This window comes from Citreicoccus inhibens, from assembly GCF_019039035.1.
GTDB lineage: Bacteria > Myxococcota > Myxococcia > Myxococcales > Myxococcaceae > Citreicoccus > Citreicoccus inhibens.
The window spans coordinates 95916-112449 of the sequence record NZ_JAHNZT010000029.1; the positions used below are offsets into that span (position 1 = coordinate 95916).

The 16534-nt window shown below is 71.3% G+C and carries 14 protein-coding genes; 3 read left to right on the forward strand and 11 right to left on the reverse strand.

What is annotated here, in order from left to right; genetic code table 11:
* Nucleotides 1–85: 85 nt before the first annotated feature.
* From KRR26_RS27170 to KRR26_RS27205, 8 genes are all read right to left on the reverse strand, one after another.
* Nucleotides 86–2602 (reverse strand): serine/threonine protein kinase, encoded by a 2517-nt coding sequence (locus KRR26_RS27170; RefSeq protein ID WP_217081218.1) that lies wholly within the window; start codon nt 2600–2602, stop codon nt 86–88.
* A 110-nt stretch (nt 2603–2712) separates the two neighbouring features.
* Nucleotides 2713–3504, reverse strand: a complete 792-nt coding sequence (locus KRR26_RS27175; protein ID WP_120202612.1) for a hypothetical protein — start codon at nt 3502–3504, stop codon at nt 2713–2715.
* The gene (locus KRR26_RS27180; RefSeq protein ID WP_120202614.1) at nt 3501–4781 is read right to left on the reverse strand and encodes an ABC transporter permease; all 1281 of its coding nucleotides are present in this window, start codon (nt 4779–4781) and stop codon (nt 3501–3503) included. The genes KRR26_RS27175 and KRR26_RS27180 overlap by 4 nt, the downstream gene beginning before the upstream one ends.
* Nucleotides 4778–5482 (reverse strand): ABC transporter ATP-binding protein, encoded by a 705-nt coding sequence (locus KRR26_RS27185; protein WP_217081219.1) that lies wholly within the window; start codon nt 5480–5482, stop codon nt 4778–4780. Before KRR26_RS27185 ends, KRR26_RS27180 begins: the two co-directional genes overlap by 4 nt.
* The gene (locus KRR26_RS27190) at nt 5479–7128 is read right to left on the reverse strand and encodes a hypothetical protein (protein ID WP_217081220.1); all 1650 of its coding nucleotides are present in this window, start codon (nt 7126–7128) and stop codon (nt 5479–5481) included. Before KRR26_RS27190 ends, KRR26_RS27185 begins: the two co-directional genes overlap by 4 nt.
* Nucleotides 7129–7302: 174 nt before the next feature.
* Nucleotides 7303–8109 carry a hypothetical protein gene (locus KRR26_RS27195; protein WP_120202620.1) on the reverse strand — a complete coding sequence of 269 codons (807 nt, stop codon included), beginning with the start codon at nt 8107–8109 and terminating at the stop codon, nt 7303–7305.
* Nucleotides 8110–8141: 32 nt separating this feature from the next.
* Nucleotides 8142–9329: an ABC transporter substrate-binding protein gene (locus KRR26_RS27200; protein WP_120202622.1), complete on the reverse strand. Its 1188-nt coding sequence runs from the start codon at nt 9327–9329 to the stop codon at nt 8142–8144.
* A 33-nt stretch (nt 9330–9362) separates the two neighbouring features.
* On the reverse strand, nt 9363–10100 hold the full coding sequence (locus tag KRR26_RS27205; RefSeq protein ID WP_120202624.1) for a PspA/IM30 family protein: 738 nt from the start codon (nt 10098–10100) through the stop codon (nt 9363–9365).
* Nucleotides 10101–10352: 252 nt separating this feature from the next.
* On the opposite strand from KRR26_RS27205, the gene KRR26_RS27210 reads away from it, so the two are divergent.
* Nucleotides 10353–11750, forward strand: coding sequence for a sensor histidine kinase (locus KRR26_RS27210; protein WP_236069231.1), 1398 nt, complete (start codon nt 10353–10355; stop codon nt 11748–11750).
* Here KRR26_RS27210 and KRR26_RS27215 read toward each other — a convergent pair.
* From KRR26_RS27215 to KRR26_RS27225, 3 genes are read right to left on the reverse strand one after another with little or no spacing between them, the layout of a single operon-like run.
* Nucleotides 11725–13056, reverse strand: a complete 1332-nt coding sequence (locus tag KRR26_RS27215) for a 5'-deoxyadenosine deaminase (RefSeq protein ID WP_120202626.1) — start codon at nt 13054–13056, stop codon at nt 11725–11727. The two genes, KRR26_RS27210 and KRR26_RS27215, sit on opposite strands and share 26 nt — an antisense overlap.
* Nucleotides 13057–13081: 25 nt before the next feature.
* The gene (locus KRR26_RS27220) at nt 13082–13486 is read right to left on the reverse strand and encodes a cytidine deaminase (protein WP_120202629.1); all 405 of its coding nucleotides are present in this window, start codon (nt 13484–13486) and stop codon (nt 13082–13084) included.
* Nucleotides 13487–13505: 19 nt separating this feature from the next.
* A complete protein-coding gene (locus KRR26_RS27225; protein WP_120202631.1) occupies nt 13506–13871 on the reverse strand; it encodes a PilZ domain-containing protein in 366 nt (121 codons plus the stop codon).
* Between the two features lie 502 nt (nt 13872–14373).
* On the opposite strand from KRR26_RS27225, the gene KRR26_RS27230 reads away from it, so the two are divergent.
* Together KRR26_RS27230 and KRR26_RS27235 are read left to right on the forward strand one after the other, a co-directional pair.
* Nucleotides 14374–15303: a VanW family protein gene (locus tag KRR26_RS27230; protein ID WP_199723672.1), complete on the forward strand. Its 930-nt coding sequence runs from the start codon at nt 14374–14376 to the stop codon at nt 15301–15303.
* The gene (locus KRR26_RS27235) at nt 15300–16412 is read left to right on the forward strand and encodes a hypothetical protein (protein ID WP_120202632.1); all 1113 of its coding nucleotides are present in this window, start codon (nt 15300–15302) and stop codon (nt 16410–16412) included. The genes KRR26_RS27230 and KRR26_RS27235 overlap by 4 nt, the downstream gene beginning before the upstream one ends.
* The last annotated feature ends 122 nt before the right edge of the window (nt 16413–16534 follow it).

Here is a 16534-nt window from a genome sequence, read left to right on the forward strand (position 1 = left end):
GCACACCCCTTCCATGAACTCCCCCCAGGGGAGTCTGCGCGCCCGCCCCGCCCGGGGCGGGCCTCCTCGTCCTACTCCAGCAAGCCTAGTGGCAGCGGCCGGCCAGTCGCTTGAGCGAACCCGATGCCGTCGCCTGACTCTCTCCAGCGGCAGGCGGAATCAGGTCCACATCGAGGTCAGCAAAGCACTTGAGCCGGAGCGTGAGCTGACGCATTCCTGGCGGGACCTGGATGATGGCCGGCGTGATGGTGGTCAGCTCCTTGCCCCCAATGACGATGGTGGCGCCCGCGGGCTTGGAGTCGACACGAACCTTGTAGCCATCCGTCTCCAACTTCGCCGACACCTCCAAGGGGCTGACGCCCGTGACAGGGATGCGCCGGATGAACGGCTTGTGGTTCGGCGCGGACACCTGCACGAGCAACGTGTCACCCTGGACCTGCACGTCCTTGATGAGCATGTCGCGGGCGCCCTGAGCCCGGACCACCTTGTCGTCGATCTTCACCTCGGCGTCGGCCGGATCCGTGGAGACGACGAGCGACATCGAGCGCGACTGGCGCGTGAGCGACACCTTCACCTGCGTGGGGCTGGCCCCCTCCGCCACCTGCACGGTCTGCGTGACCGTATCGAAGCCATCCGCGCTGACCACGATGAGGGCCTGACCCGCGGCCACCTGCTTGAGGACAAAGCCGTTGGAGGGGAACTTCTCGCCGGGCTGGGCGTTGATGGAGACCTGGGCCTTGTCCTTCGCGTCGGTCGTCTTCAGCTCGACCATCACGTAGCCCTGCACGGGCGCGCCGGGCCGCATCGCGAAGCCCACCGCGACCAGCAGGAGCAGGACACCCAACGCCGCGCCACCGAAGACGAGTCGCTTGTCGAGCGACTTCCGCGGCGAGCCCGGGATGGCGTCCACCTGAGCGGTCGTGCGCTCGGAAGGATCGTCCTCCTCAATCCGAGGCGGCGGCGGGAATCGCGGCGGGGACGCGGCCTGACGGGCGATGTGCGGCGGAATCCGGATCGCCTCGGAGGGCGACTCGGGGCGAACGATGCGCGGCAGCTCGTCCCCGCCTCGACCCGCGCGGGGCGGCGCATCGACCGGAGCCAGCGTTGGCACGTTGGTCAGCGACGAGCGGGGTGGAGCTTGGGTCAGCCGCGGCGGCGAAGGCGGCAGCGGAGCAGGCGGAGGAATGACGGAGGTCTTGCCCGTCTTGTCCTCGTTCTCGTCGTCGTCACCATTGCCCGCGAGCGTCGCCTCGGACTCCAGCGGCGTGATGGCGCGGCCCACGGCGGCGCCCGGCTGCGTGGTGGGCTCCGGGGTGTCGCTGAAGACTTGATCTCGGTCCACCATCTGGGTGGCCAGATCCTCGTCCGCCTTGGGCGGCGGCGCGGCGGTGGCGGCCGTCAGCTTGGGCAGGGCCGTGAGCGTGGGCGCGCGACGCACGGCCTGGGGCGCAGTGGGCGCGGCGGGGTTGGACGACCGAGGCGGCGAGGCCACGGGGTCCACCACCGGAACCGGGCTGGCCGGCGCGGCGGTCATCGCCGGCATGCTCTGCGTCATGGACGGAGGCGGAGGTCCACTGAAACCCGCCTCGATGGCGGCCAGCATGCCATCCGGGGGCCGGATGTCCGCGTACTCGGCGAGGCGCTGCTTCTCGCGCTCCACCTCTTCGGCGAACGTGGACTTCATGTACTGCATGAGGTCCTTGCGGCTGAAGATGGAGTCGCTGGTGATGAGGAAGCGCTGGAGGTCGTCGCCCAGCTCGCTGGCGTACTGGTAGCGCTCGTCCACGTCCTTGGCGAGCGACTTGAGGACAATGCGCTCCAGCGCCTCGGGGATGCGCCGGTTGTACGTGGAGGGCGGGGCCACCTCGGCCTTGCGCACCTTCTCCAGCACGCTGAAGTCGCTCTCGCCCACGAAGAGACGCTCGCCGGTGAGCATCTCGTAGAGACACACGCCGATGGCGAAGACGTCCGAGCGGCGATCCAACGGCAGGCCGCGGATCTGCTCCGGGCTCATGTAGCCGAACTTGCCCTTGAGGATACCGGCCTGCGTCTTGGTCGCTTTGCCGGCCGCCTTGGCGATACCGAAGTCGATGACCTTGACCTCACCCTCGAAGGAGATGAGGACGTTCTGTGGCGAGATGTCGCGGTGGACGATGTTGAGGTCGCGCCCCATCCCGTCCTTCTTGCGGTGGGCGTAGTCGAGCCCCTCGCACATCTTGGCCACGCAGAAGGCCACCAGCGGAACCGGCGCGGGCTCGCCCTTCTTGCGACAGCGGTCGAAGATCGCCCGCATGTCCTTGCCGGGGATGTACTCCATCGAAATGAAGTAGCTGGTGGCGATCTGCCCGAGTTCGTAGATCTGCGCGATGTTGGCGTGAGTCAGCTGGACGCTGATCTTCGCCTCATCGATGAACATCGAGATGAACTCTTCGTCCTCGGCGATGTTCGGGAGGATGCGCTTGATGGCAACGAGTCGCTCGAAGCCACTCGCGCCGAACTGCTTGCCACGCCACACCTCCGCCATGCCGCCGATGTTGACTCGGTCCAGGAGGAGATACTTCCCGAACGGGATGGGCTGACGCTTCGGTTGAGAGGTCGTCACGTGAGGGCGCGGTGTGGGTTCGTGGGGAGCCTAGCGATCGCACATCCAGAGGGTCAACCGTACGGGCAGTCTCATCGCACCAAGAAGCCCGGGGAGGCTGTGACCCGCCGTCAAGGCTGGACGGAGGCTGCTCCAGGGCCCCCGCCATCCGGGACACCCGACAGCCCCAAACCGGAGCCGTCGCGGAACGCGTCCCCCTCCCCATCCTGGGCATCATCCCCTGCCTCATGGGGCCGGACCAGCACGAAGCGCGGCTCGCCTCCCGCGGAGAGCACCTCGGGCGTGCCGAAGCGCTTCTCGACAGGCAGCCCCACCAGGGTCACCCACGCACCCTTCCGCTCGGGGGCGACGCAGTACAGGAGCGTGCCGGGGCGCAGGCCCGGGGCCTCGCGAACGGGGCCCTGGCAGTCCTCGCGCACCTGGAGGGTGTACTCGCCGACTGGCTGCCCGTGCTGCAGGTACGGCGGACGCCCCAGCTCCGCCAGCAGGGACTGGAGGACGCGCGGGTCGGCCGGGACCGACAGGGGTGTGGCGAGCTGTTGCGCGGCCTCTTGGAAGCGCTGGAGGGACATGGAGGCCATGTCCGCGGACGCGATGGGCACGCGGCTCTCGGCGAAGACGAGGTCCACGAAGAGCGCGCCCACCAAGAGGATGGGCGGCAGCCGGTACCCCTTGAAGCCCTCGGGTTTGCGGCGCAGCAGGCCCCAGACGGTGACCGCCGCCGTGCCCGCGGCGAGGACGAGCACCTCGGCGGGGCGGGACGCGGAGGGCAGCTCGCCGAACGCGGCCACCTCCGCGCCTCGCGCGCGCAGGGCATCCAGGAGGTCGCCGCCATAAATCCAGCCGATGGCGGCCAGGCTCGCCGCGTTGCCAAGCAGCGTCTTTCGAGAGGGAGACGTCATCCGGCGAGTGTCCTGGCGGGGTCGGTGGCCGCCGCGCGACGGCTGGGGAAGTACGCGCCGCAGAGCGCGGCGACGAGGCCGAGTACCACGCCCCCCACCACCACGGGCCACGGGAAGGAGAAGAAGCTCTCGGGTTTGAACGGGAAGCTGGGCAGGTAGCCGGACGCGAACCGGTCCACCAGCAGCGCCAGCAGCAGCGCCACGGCGGTGCCCACCGCGCCGCCGAACGCGCCCACCACGCCGGCCTCCGCCAGCACGATGTTGCGGACATCCGAGCGCGAGGCGCCCACCGCCTGCATCACGCCAATCTCGCGAGCCCGCGCACGCACGGACGCGGACATGGCATGGGCGATGTTCACCGCCGCCAGCAGGCAGATGAGGACGGACAGCAGCGCCAGGGCCGAGGTGGTCAGCGCCACGGCCGCGCCCGCGTTCTCCGCGAGGCGACGCTCCTGGTCATCGATTTCAAAACCCATGGCCTTCGCGGCCTCCATGAGGGCGGGCACTCGCGCCGGGTCGCTGGCCACCAACGTGACGCCCGTGAAGGTGTCCGCGTCCACGCCCGAAGCGCGGTTGAGGCGTATCGCGGTTTCGAGCGGGATGGTGATGCCCGCGAACATCGCGCGGTCCGAGGCGCCCACCACCTGCGCCTGCGCCGCGGTCACGGGGCCCGGCGCGGTGGCCGCCACGTAGGAGCGGTTGAACTCCACCGGGAAGCCGAAGCCGACGAGCATGTTCGCCGACAACTGAGGCAGCTTGCGCGCCGGGGCGAACGTCTTGTTGTACAGCTCCAGCAACCGCGTGGACACGAGCGCGGGGATGGGCTGTCCGTCGCCCGCGTCCTTGAACTCACCCATCGCCACGTCCGAGCGCACGAGCCCGGGATCCACGCCCACCGCGAGGACCTCCATGCCCATGCGCAGCCGCGCGCCAAAGAAGCTGCCGTCGTAGCGCGTCACCGCCGGCACGCGGATGCCCATCTTGCGGTACGTGGCCTCCACGCCCGGCAGGGCCGCCAGCCGCTCGACGGCGGCTGCATCCAGCTTGCCCCCGCCCAGCAGCGAGCCCAGCGACACCGCGGGCGGCACCACGTCCACCAGTCGCGAGTCCGTGGGGAAGATCTTCTCGCGAATCACCCGCCCCACGCCCAGCCCCAGGCCCACGAAGAAGACGAGCGCGCCCACGCCCATCGCGACGCCGAACGCGGAGAAGAACGCGCCCTTGCGCTCACGCGCGAGGCTCAACCGAACCAACCGGGACAGCGCCTCCAACCTCATGGCGCCCCCTGAGATGCGACCGGAGCGCTGGGCGAGGACTCCTCGACGAGTCGGCCCTCCTTGAGGCGCAGCACCCGGCGCGCCGCCGCGGACATCCGGTCCTCGTGCGTGACGGCCAGCACGGTCAGCCCCTCCTGGTGCAGCTCTTGGAACAGGCGGATGACGCCCGCGCCCGTGGCGGCGTCCAGGTTGCCCGTGGGCTCGTCGCACAGCAACAGGCGTGGGCCGCCGAATAGCGCCCGGGCGATGGCCACCCGCTGCCGCTCGCCTCCGGACAATCTCACGGGCGCACGGTCCTTCTTCTCCTTCAGCCCCACGCGCTCCAACAGCGCCTCGGCCCGCTTGCGCGCATCCCCCGTTCCCGCGCCGAAGTGCGAGGGCAACAGCACGTTCTCCAGCGCGGACAGGTTGGGGATGAGGTGGAACGATTGGAAGACAAAGCCCACGTGCGAGTTGCGGAAGCGCGCCAGGGCCTGGTCGCCCAGCCCGGACAACTTCACGCCGCCGACCTCCACGTCGCCTCGGTAGTGGATGTCCAGTCCGCCCAGCAGGTGCAGCAGCGTGGACTTGCCGCTGCCGGATGGGCCCACCACCGCGACGAAGTCGCCGTCCTCCACGTCCAGCGACATGTCATCGAGGACGCGCACCCGGGCGCCATCCCCGTCCTCGTATTCCTTCACGACATCGCGCGCGCGAATCACGGGGTGGCCGGAGCGGTGGTGGTGGACGCCGTCGGCGCGGGCGTCAGTCGCAGGGACACCTCTGCCTGGAGGGCCTTCTCCTTGCGGGACAGCGCCAGCGTCACCGCGCGCAGGTCATCCGTCGCGTCCAGCCAGCGCACGGTGGTCGCCTTGATGGCGAAGCCGCCAATGCCCCAGGCCTCGGAGGGCAGCGCCTTCACCGCCTCGGACAGCCGACGCAGGTCCAGCACCACGGTCAGCGCCGCGTTGGCGCCCGCGTCTCGCAGGTCCGCCGCCACGGGACCCTCGCCTCCGGTATGGCCCAGCGACGCCAGGGTCCCCTCCAGGCGCGCGCGCGGCGCGGCCAGCACCAACTTCCCCGCCGGGCCGAGCGCGAAGTGCGCCCCTTCCCCCGCGCGGTAGGACGTGAGGTACAGCCGCTGCCCCTGCACGTCCGCGGTCTCCACCTTGGCGCCAAAGCCACCCGCGACGCCGGGCACCTTGTCGAGCGTGGCCTTCGCGCGCTCCGCGTCCTTCGCCTCGCTGAGCGCCACCAGGTGCACGAAGCGGAACGGGTTGGTGCGGCGCAGGTCCAGCTCCGGCATGCCCGCGCCCAGATTCACATTGGGCGCCAGGGACAGGCCCAACACCATGCCCGGCTTCAGGTTGTCCAAGAGCTCGGTCTTCATGTCGAAGCCCGCCTGCTGCACGGCGCGCGTCACCTGCGGGCCCACCAGGTACGGCCACACCCCGTCGAGCCGAGCCGGGTCGCCCCGGAAGCGCGCCACCAGGAAGCTGTCCGCGGGCAGGAAGCCCACGAGGCCCGGCGTGTCCTTCGGATCCAACGCGGTCAGCGCCGCCTCCGAGTCCGGCCACGGCGCGTCCGCGCGCACCGTCACCGCGCGCTCGTCGATGCGGCCCGTGAGCGTCACCCCTTGCACGGTGCCCACCGGCACGAGCCCTCCGCCGCCCGGCAACCACACGTGGAAGTCCCGCTCGGCGGGCAGTCGCGCGAGGGAGGCGGCCAGCACCGGCTCGTGCGCGAGCGAACGGTCCTCCGCCATCGCCGCCAGCTCCGGCAGGCGCTGGATGGAGGGCCCCGCCCCGAGCAGCGCCAGCGACTCGCGCTCCAGGAACAGGATGCCCAGCAGCGGCTGCGCCCCCGCCCGGCCAAACGTGACGAGCGTGCCGCCGTCCACCTTCGACGCCTTCTCCTCGGTGGCGCCCAGGCGCGAGCGCGCGAAGCCTCCGAAGGTGCGCTGGAGCGCCTCGCGCTCCTTGACGCCCAACACGGAGACGACGCTGTTCTCGCCCAGGAACGCCGCGCCCGCCCCGCGCTTCGGGTCGATGCCGGCGGCCTCCATCGCCTGCTGGCTCCGCAGGTCCACGCCCACCTGCCGCATCACGGCGGAGACATAGCCCTCCGCCGAGGACGCGTTCTGCAGCTGCGCGAGGAAGGAGGCGACCTTCAGGTTCTGGAATCGCGCGAGCTTCTCGCCCAGCGAGCCCAGGTCATTGATGACGACGGCGGCCTGCGCGTCTCGGGGAAGTCGTCGGGCCACGCTCGTGGTGGCGCCTCCCGGACTCGCGGCGTCCCGGCCGCAGCGAGCACAGCCAGCCATCACGACCAACACGAACAGGAACGGGGCCCAGGCGCGACGGTGCATGGGCGGGAGGACAGGACGGCTGAAGCAGAGAGTCAATCTATTCGTGCGAGGGGCGCATGTCCGGCCCCCGGCTGGGGAACCGGGTTGAACGGCAGGTGACGCTCGCGCCCGCCCACGCGGCAGGTGGGGCGGGTCCGAGGTCTCTCGGCGACGAACCCGGCGCGGGCCCGCGGCTCAGCGCACCCGGGCGCCCCCGTGCGGCAGCGGCCCCCGAGTCTCCTCGGTGAACTCGAGGAACTGCTCCATCTGGCGCACCGTCTCGTCCGTCGCCTCGGCCTCGGCGCTCAACACGTCGAGCTGCCGGTTCACGCTCTCCGGGTCCCGGATGGCGATGGACTGCTCATGCGTCAGGCGCATCAGGTCCTCGATGCCCGCCAGTTGGTGGCTCACCACCTCGCGGCTCTCGCCTGCCTGCTCGAAGCGCGCCAGGCGCTTGCGCAGAATCTCCACCCGCTTGCCCTTCACGTCCTTGAGGCGCGGGTTGGACTCCTGGGCCAGCTCGCCTTCCAGGGCCTGCACTTCCGAGGACAGCGGCTCCCGGTCCGAGCTGTTCAGGTAGGTGCGGTACTGGTTGAGCGTGGAGATGAGCCGGAGAAAGGACGTGAGCAGCGCGTCCAGGCGAGGCTCGCTGTCCGCCACCAGAACCTTGCCCCCAGGCAGCTTGCGGTAGTTCGCGAGGATGCGCTCCTTGAGGCCCACGAGCTGCTGGTAGTGCTCGCGCTGCGACGGAGCCAGGTCCGCCTGGAGCGCGTCCACGGCCTGTCGCGCGGCCTCCGGGTCATCGGGCGTGTTGGCGCGCACGGCCCGTTGGAAGCGCTTCATGGACGACGCGACGCCCAGGTAGAGCCCCTCCAACCCCAGCGCCACCAGCATGGGGAGCGGCTCATGCGTGAGCGCCGCGGACATCGCCGCCGTGCCCAGCCCCACGAGGTTGGCGGGCATCAGGAAGGCCGCCTTGATGTAGTTGGGGTTGCTCGCCACGTTCCACTCCCCTTGCCTGCCCGCGCCCGGCCTCAGGGGCCGCGCGCCTCCGACACGTACTTCAGCGCGCCCAGGTCCCGCGTGTCCTCCGCGGGAGGCGCCGCCGGCCCGCGCTTGAGCTTCTGGAAGAGGGACGCGGCGCTCTGGAAGAGCTCGTCATAGGTAACGGGCGCCTCGCCGGAAAGACCGAAGAAGGCCCGATTGTCCGCCAACGTCGCGGGAGGGGCGCTGCGGATGGCCTCGATGGGGTCTCCCAGGTAGGGCGCCACCTCTCCCAGCATGCGAGCCCCCGCCGAGGGGTCCTTCAGGACGCCCTGCCCCGCATCCAGCAGGCCCCGCAGCACCCGCCGCACGGCATCCGGGTAGCGGGCCGCGAAGTCTCCCCGCGTCACCAGCACCGTGGCCACCAGGTGCGGCGCGTCCGCGGTCGTCGCCAGCACCGCGCCGCCTCGGTCTCGAGCCGCCAGCTCCACGTCGCCCCACAGCCCCACCACCGCGTCCGCGCGGCCCTCGCGCAGCGCGCGCCCCGCGTCGAGCGTGGACGGTAGATCCACCCACCGCACGTCCGCGGTGCGCAGGCCCACGCGGGACAGCACCCACAGCGCGAAGTAGTGCGAGGAGCTGAACGGATACACGCCCACGCGCTTGCCCCGGAGGCTGGCCAGGTCCGCAACGCCCACCGCGGCCATCGCCTCCTGGCCTCGGCTGCGGCCCACCAGCAACACCGTGCGGGGCGCGGCGTCTCGGAGCAGCGGCGCCCAGGACGCCAGCCGGTCCACCGACAAGGTGGCCATGTCCACGCCGCCGTTCTCGGCGCCGATGGCGAAGGCCTGCCGCAGCTCCTCCTCCCGGGCGAACAAGACAGCGCGCGCATCCAGCGCATACGCCGTCTTCAAGACGCCCTGCGCGGCACCGGAGGGAGGGGCCGGAGAATCCAGCGTGGTGGCGCCCCCCGTGGCGACGAGCAGCGCCGCCGCCGAGCCGCGAGGCGTGAAGCCCACCAGCACGGGCCGCAGCGGCACCGAGGCGACGTCCGCCACCGGAGCGGCCACGCCCGCCGGGAAGTCTCCGGGGGACAGCCGCACCGTCTCGCGCACGGAGGGGAAGAACCGCGCCTGGAGCCGGTCGAGGTACCCCGCGCGCGAGGCGAGCGCGTACGCAGCGCCCAGCACGCAGAGCGAGAGGAACAAGAAGAGGCCTGGTCCGCGGTGCAGCTTCATCCGAGTCGGTGCAGGCCTCGTCCGAGGGCAGGACTACTTGATCTCCACCTTCTTGCCGATGGTCTTCTCCGTGCTGGAGCCGACGTCGGACACCGGAGCGGGACTGTCCAGCAGCCCCATCTCCATCTTCATCTGCTTCACGAGTTCGTTGGCCTGAATCTTCTCGGCCTCCTCCTCGATGGCAGCGGCCTGATGGTCCACCGACTCGAGCGCCATCTGCATGCGCGCCTCGTTGATGGCGGACTTCTCCTGGACCTTGCGCAGCATCTCGTCGTGCGTCGAGTCGATGCCCGCGACGGTGAAGGACTCCATGGTGTCGGCGACCTTGGCCTGCCACTTGGCGCGGCGCGCCTCGCGAATGGCGGTCATCGCCTCCTGGGTCTTCTTCTCCTTCTCGCGCATGAACGCCTTCTTGACGTTCAGCGACTTCTCGTACGCCGCCCGGGCCGTCTGCAGCTGGGCGTCGTTGCGCGCCAGCGAGTCCTTCTCGATCTGCAGCCGCGAGGCGTACTGGGCCGCGAGGTCGTCGCGCCCCGCCTGGATGGCCGCCTTCACCTTGGCGGTCAGCTCGCGCACGTCCTGCTGGGTCTTGGCGTTCTCCTTCTCCAGCAGCGTCACGTTCGCCCGAACCATGGCGATGGACTCGTTCATCTTGGGAACCTGGTCGTTCAGGTCCCGCACGTTCTGCTCGAGGATGAGCTCAGGGTCCTCGATGGAGGAGACGAAGAAGCCCGCGAAGCTCCGCATCGCTCTTTTGAATCGTTCCCACATGTCGCCGGCTACCTCCACCTGTGCGAATTCAGGGGCACCTTACACGATCCCCATGGACCGCAAGCACCCGCCCGAATCGCCTCCTGTTCGTTGATGTTGCTACGCGCACCTCGCCCCGATGATTGCCGGCGCCCGACAACCCGACGCCAGGACGCCCGGGCGCAAAGCCAGCAACCCGCCCGGGGACCTCTCCCTTCCAGACCGGGAACTTGAAGTGGGAGGGAGAAGCGGGGAAAACCGGCTCCCTCCGCGATGATGCCTGCTCCCCCTACTCCCTTCGACGACGACCTGGCCCGCGCGGTGAGCAGCCAGCGGCAGCGGGTGATGGCGGTGGGCGCGGCGGTGCGCGTGGTGGCCGCGACCCTGTTCCTGGGCGTGTGCACGGCGCTGTGGACACGTGGTGGCACGCACTGGGCGCCCTATCCGCCGCTGCTGCTGGGCTACCTGGGCGTGGCCGTGACGATGTTCCTGCTGCGTCGGCGCGCCATGGCGCGGTGGCTGGGGCTGACCCAGCCGGCGGTGGACGTGGCGCTCGTCTTCGCGCTGCAGGCGCTGGCGCTGCCCATCTCCCCCTTCCCCGCGGGAGTGGCCGGCTTCAGCCTGGGCCTGTTCGGGCTCGTGGTGGCCTTGAGCGGCCTGTCCCTCATGCCTGCGGTCGTCTACGGCACGGCCGGGCTGGCGGCCGTCGCGCAGGCCGTGCTCATGCGCGAGGCGGGCGTGGGCTGGGGGGCGGTGGTGCTCGGGGCCGTGACGCTGGTGCTGACCGCGGCCGTCAGTCACTACGGCACGGGGCGGCTGCGCACGTTGGCCATGGCCCTCACCCGTGCGGAGGTGGATCGACACCTGGAGGCGCGCCGTCACCGCGAAGTGGAGGAGGCCCGCAGCACCATCGAGCACATGCTCGGCGAGGCCCAGGCCAGCAACGAGAAGCTGGTGACCCTCCAGGCGCACCAGGAGCAGCTCATGCAGTTCCTCGTGCACGACCTGCGCTCGCCCCTGTCCGCGGTCACCCTCTCGCTCTCGTGGATGGAGCAGGAGCTGCCTGCCGGCGGGCCACTGGTGGACTCGGTGCGCACCGGACTGGCCGTCACCGCGCGCCTGGACCGGATGATCTCCGACCTCCTCGATGTGCCGCGACTGGAGGCGGGACGTCTGGAGCCGCGAAAGGCGCCCTTCCCCGCGGAGCCCCTGCTGGACGAGGTGCGCCGCTCCCTCGAGGGGGCCGCGCGCTTGAGGAAGCTGGAGCTGGAGGTGCGCGCGCCCGCGGGACTGGAGCTGGTGGGCGACGCGGGGCTGCTCGTCCGCGTGGTGGAGAACCTGGCCACCAATGCGCTGCGCTACGCGCCGTCCGGTGGCCGCGTGCGGATGGAAGCCGGCGTGGAGGCGGACTGCCTGTGGCTCGCGGTGCGCAACGACGGCCCGCCCATCCCCCACGAGGTGCGCGAGCACATCTTCGACAAGTACGTGCAGGGCACCCGCGAGTTGGAGGGCCGACGGGGCTACGGCCTGGGGCTCTACTTCTCGAAGCTCGCCGCCGAGGCCCACGGGGGGCGGCTGGCGGTGGAGGACACGGCCGGGTGGGCCACGTCCTTCGTCCTCCGCCTGCCCCGCGAGGCCGAGGGCGTCAGCGCTTCCGCAGTCGCGCGGTGAGCAGGGCCGACTGCGCCCGCGCGTTGGCAATCACCGCGGGCGCATCCAGCGTGGTGAGCACGCCGTCCTTGAGCACCAGCTTCCCGTCGATGACGACGTGCGAGACGTCGCTGGCGCGCGAGGCGTAGACGATGGAGGACAGGACGCTCTCGGGCTCGGGCGCCGTGTGCAGACCGCTCAGGTCCACGACGGTGATGTCCGCGCGCTTGCCCGGTTCGAGCGAGCCCACCTCATCCTCCAGGCCCAGCGCGCGCGCGCCGTGCAGCGTGGCCATCTCCATCACCCGCATGGCCGTCATGGCGCGCGGCCCCACGCGCGGGTTGTGCAGCACCGACGCGAGCCGCATCTCGTGGAAGATGTCGAGCGTGTTGTCGCACGCCGCGCCATCCGAGCCGAGCGACACGGGGATGCCATCCTCCAGCAGCTCCGGCACGCGCGCGATGCCCGACGCCAGCTTGAGGTTGGAGCCCGGGCAGTGGCACACCACCGTGCGCGTCTCCCGCAGCACCGCCTGCTCCTCGGCGGACAGCCACACGCAGTGGGCCAGCGTGGACTGGGGCCCGGTGATTCCGAGCGACTGGAAGTAGGCCACGTTCTCCTGGCCCGTCACCTGCCGCACCGCCTCGACCTCCTTCGAGTTCTCACTGGCGTGCGTGTGGATGCGCACCTTGAGCTCGCGCGAGAGCCGAGCCACTTCCCGCAACAGCTCCGGCGAGCACGACAGCACGAAGCGCGGCGCGAACGCGTAGCGAAGCCGGTCTCCCTCCGTCCCGTGCCAGCGCTCCAGCAGCGCCAGGCTGTGCGCCAGGGACTCGGCGGTGGACTCACGCAGTCCCGCGGGGACCTCGTCGCCCGCGTCCATCATCGCCTTGCCGCCCACCAGCCGGAACCCGCTGTCGCGGGCAGATTCGAAGACGGCGTCGTAGTGATGCACGCTGCCCATGTCGAGCGCAGCCGTGGCGCCCGAGCGGATGAGCTCCGCGAAGGTCAGGTCCGCGCTGGCGCGCATCGAGTCCGCGTCGTGCGCCGCCTCGGACGGCCAGATGCACTGCTTCAACCAGTCCAGCAGCTCGAGCCCGTCCGCGCGGCCCCGGAACAGCGTCTGGCAGGCGTGCAGGTGGCCGTGGATGAGGCCCGGCAACACCGCCTTGCCCGTCACGTCGAGCACGCGCCGCGCGCCCTTGGGCTTCAGGTTCTTGCCAATCTTCGCGATGCGACCGTCCTGCACGAGCACATCGGCGTGAGCGAGTACTGCGCGCTCACGGTTCATCGTCACCACGGTGCCGCCGGTGAGAAGCAGATCCACTGGGTATGTCCTAGAGATGAATGAACTACAGAAAGTCGCGGGTGAAGGCGTGCGGCAGCAGCTCCGCGAGCGAATACCGCGCCTCGTCACCCTTCAGGTTCCGGCTGCGCACGGGCAGGCCGGGCCTGGCGAACTCGGCCATCACCTGGCGGCACATGCCACAGGGAGGACAGGGCTCGGGCGTGTCCACCACGATGGCCACGGCCACCGGTGAGGCGCGGCCCTGGGCCACGCCCGCGGCGAAGGCGCCCCGCTCGGCGCACACGGTGAGGCCGTAGGTGGCGTTCTCCACGTTGCATCCCGCGACCACCGAGCCATCCGCGTACAGCACCGCGGCGCCCACCGGGAAGCGCGAGTACGGCACATGCGCGCGCTGACGCACGCGCGTGGCCTCCTCGAACAGGCGCTCCCAGGGAATGTCCTCCGCCATTCCGCCCTCCTTCGTGTCGCTACCGCGAGCCGCTCGCCAATCGCACGTCGTCCAGGTGGCGCGCGATGGCCAACTCCACGTCCATGGGCAGGTCCACGAAGCGCACGCGGGAGACAGGGCCGTGTGGCCCCTGTCGCGCGTCGAGCACCTCGCCCCGCACCTCGAGCTCGTTCGGCGCGCTCGGGAGGCTGAAGCGGATCTCCACCACCCCCTCCGTCGCGCCCCCCTCGCCCGTCCAGCCCACTCCGCCCAGGGACAGGTCACCGTCCCGCTCCACGAAGGCCTCCGCGCTGTCCGCGCGACGCACCTTCAGACGGATGGGAACCCGGGGCGAGTCGCGCCGGTCCTCCGCCTTGCTGCCCTGTGTCTCGTTCTGCTCGGCCATCGCCGTTGCCTCCGTACCGCTCATGCCCGCGCCGTCACCGGAATGAGGTGCGCCAGGAATCGGGCCCCCTCGGCCACTTCCCGACCTGCCTTCCCGGCCACCTCCTCACGAGTGGGCGGATGTTCTCCAATACCGTCATGCGGATGGGTGCTGTAGCGGACACCCGGCCGGGTCCGCCCATCCGTTGAATCGAGGGCACCGCTCAGCACTGGACCGCCGCCCGCCATTCCTGCCCCCCAGCGCCCCGACCCTCCCCCCCGGGCCGCAGGCGGCGACCGGGAAGGCACGACACGGGTGTCCTGGAGACCGGAGCGCGCGACGCCCCGCCCGGCCGGCGCGAAAGCGCGGTGGCGGTGGACGCGGTCACCTGTTCGAAATGCCCCATTGCTCGCCCATCATATCCGGCAGCTCTCGCCTCCCAGCCCCGAAATTTCGACCCGAAAGGGTCTCCCACCCCACCCCCAGGTCGCTGGCAGGCGCGTTGCATCAACACGCGACCACCATGGCCCCCACCTCGCTCGCGCCCCGGCTCGTCGACAGGTCCCTCGCCGCCCTCGGGTGGCACCGGAGCAAGCGGGTGGTGCATCAGGCGCGGCGGCTGGCGGCGTGGGTGGCCAGCCCCGAGCGCTGGCCAGAGCCCCGGCTCGCCCCGCTCGGGGGGAACGAGCTGTGCCTGGGCACCCTGTCCGTGGCGGTGGGTCGGGCGGACCCGGACGCGGACCCGGTGCTGGAGGCGGGAAAGCGGCACAACGTGAGGCTGGCCGCCCCATCCTTTGACGGACTGCTGGTGACACCCGAGCGCCCCCTGTCCTTCTGGCGCACGGTGGGCCGCCTCGCCCCGAGCGCCGGGTACCGTCACGGCCTGGCCCTGAGCGGAGGGTGCCTGACGCCCTCGGTGGGCGGCGGCATCTGCCTGCTGGCCAATGCCCTGTTCGCCCTGGCCGCGCGTCAGGGCTGGCACATCCTGGAGCGCCACGGGCACACGCTGGAGGCCGTCCCGCCCGAGCCCAACACCCTCTGGGGAATGGACGCCACCGTGGCGTGGCCGGACGTGGATCTGGTGGTCGCCCCTCGGGAGGGACCGGTGCGGCTGGGAGCCCGCGTGGTGGGGGACATGCTGCGGCTCTCCATCCACGCCACCCGCCCTGCCCGGACTCGCGCGGAGCTGCGCGCGGAAGATGACCGCATCGAGGAGACCGCCGAGGGGCGCTTCCGCCTGAACCGGGTCGTCCGGCGCGTGGTGGACCTGCGCGACGGCGCGGAGTTGGACGAGCGCGTCATCGCCACGAACCGCCGGCGCCTGCTGCACGCCCACGAGCGGCGGCGCACCTGCTTGTCCTGCGGCGAGACCGAGTGCCACGCCCGCGTGGAGGTCCCGCGCTCGGACCGGGAACCGACCTGGGGAATCCATGCCGCGGGAGGTGGCCGATGAAGTGGGTCATCCTGCCGGAGCCGGGCGAGTGGGTGGCGCACCTGCCGGAGCTGCTGGGCCGCGGAGGGGCAGCCGCGCGCGTGCTGGCGCCGTGGGCGCTTCCGGGCCTGCCGTCGTCGCTCGTTCCCGCGAGCCTGCGCGCGGCGGTGCGCCGTCGTCAGCCGGAGGTCCCACAACTCAGCCAGGTGGTGTCCGTGCCGGGGTGGACGGCGCTCGAGGCAGGGCTGCGCGCGTGGGGGAGCACCCCCCAGGCTCGGCTCCGCGCCCGGTTCGCGGTGCGACAGGGCATCTCGCGCCTGGCCGCGCTTCGGCCCCCCGCTTCGCTGACCCGCGTGGTCGCGCCATCCCTCGCGGCGCGAGAGGTGTTCGTGGCGGCGCGGGCACGCGGCGCCCGCTGCGTGCTGGTGGAGGACCTGCCCAACCTGCGCGCGCTGCACGCGGACCTGGACGAGGCCTTCGCGCGCCACCCCGAGGAGCACTTCCTGCGCAACCACCGCGCCAGCGCCCGCGACGTGGCACGGCAGGAAGCGGAGCGACTCCTCGCGGATGAAATCTGGGTGCGAGGCGACTTCGCGCGCGAGCAACTCCTGCGAGCGGGGCTCCCAGCCGAGCGGACTCGAGAGCTGCATCCTCGCGCGGAGGCGTTCGACTCGCCACGAGAGGACAGCCCCGCGGGGCACCGCGTGACGCACTTGCACCGGGTCGCGCTCCTGGCGGGCCCGGCGCTCGCGCGGATGGGCGCACCCGAGGCGCTGGCCGCCCTGGAGGCACGCCCGGAATGGACCCTCTGGGTCCGCCCCTCCGAGGACTCCGACCTGATGCGCCTGGAGCATCCCCGGGTCCGAGTGGTGACCCGCCAACAGCAGCAGGCCCTGGACGGAGTGGACGCGGTGCTCGCCCCCGCTTGGTGCGAGAGCCACCCGCCCGAACTGGCCCGGGCCATCACCCGAGGCATCCCCGTCATCGCGACGGACCGGGCGGCGGGCTTCCTGCCCTGCCGCACCGTGCCCCGAGGCAACGTCCCGGCGCTGGTGGCGGAGCTGGATGCGCTCACGCCCCCACGCCGAGGCGCGCTCGCCCAGGGCGGTCCGCACCGGAACCCGCGCTAGGGGCTGTCCCTGATTAATGCAGCCACAGAGCCATGGCCGCGACGTGGAGGACGGCGAGGTAGCAGGTCGCCGTCTTGTCGTAGCGGGTGGCGACGGCGCGGCATCGCTTGAGGTCGTGGAAG

Excerpts from the sequence above, each read along its gene's own strand:
- KRR26_RS27230 (WP_199723672.1), top strand. The coding sequence starts at position 14,374 with ATGGCCCCCACCTCGCTCGCGCCCCGGCTCGTCGACAGGTCCCTCGCC.
- KRR26_RS27210 (WP_236069231.1), top strand. The coding sequence starts at position 10,353 with ATGATGCCTGCTCCCCCTACTCCCTTCGACGACGACCTGGCCCGCGCG.
- KRR26_RS27225 (WP_120202631.1), bottom strand. The coding sequence starts at position 13,871 with ATGGCCGAGCAGAACGAGACACAGGGCAGCAAGGCGGAGGACCGGCGC.
- KRR26_RS27190 (WP_217081220.1), bottom strand. The coding sequence starts at position 7,128 with ATGCACCGTCGCGCCTGGGCCCCGTTCCTGTTCGTGTTGGTCGTGATG.
- KRR26_RS27235 (WP_120202632.1), top strand. The coding sequence starts at position 15,300 with ATGAAGTGGGTCATCCTGCCGGAGCCGGGCGAGTGGGTGGCGCACCTG.
- KRR26_RS27180 (WP_120202614.1), bottom strand. The coding sequence starts at position 4,781 with ATGAGGTTGGAGGCGCTGTCCCGGTTGGTTCGGTTGAGCCTCGCGCGT.
- KRR26_RS27175 (WP_120202612.1), bottom strand. The coding sequence starts at position 3,504 with ATGACGTCTCCCTCTCGAAAGACGCTGCTTGGCAACGCGGCGAGCCTG.
- KRR26_RS27220 (WP_120202629.1), bottom strand. The coding sequence starts at position 13,486 with ATGGCGGAGGACATTCCCTGGGAGCGCCTGTTCGAGGAGGCCACGCGC.
- KRR26_RS27205 (WP_120202624.1), bottom strand. The coding sequence starts at position 10,100 with ATGTGGGAACGATTCAAAAGAGCGATGCGGAGCTTCGCGGGCTTCTTC.
- KRR26_RS27200 (WP_120202622.1), bottom strand. The coding sequence starts at position 9,329 with ATGAAGCTGCACCGCGGACCAGGCCTCTTCTTGTTCCTCTCGCTCTGC.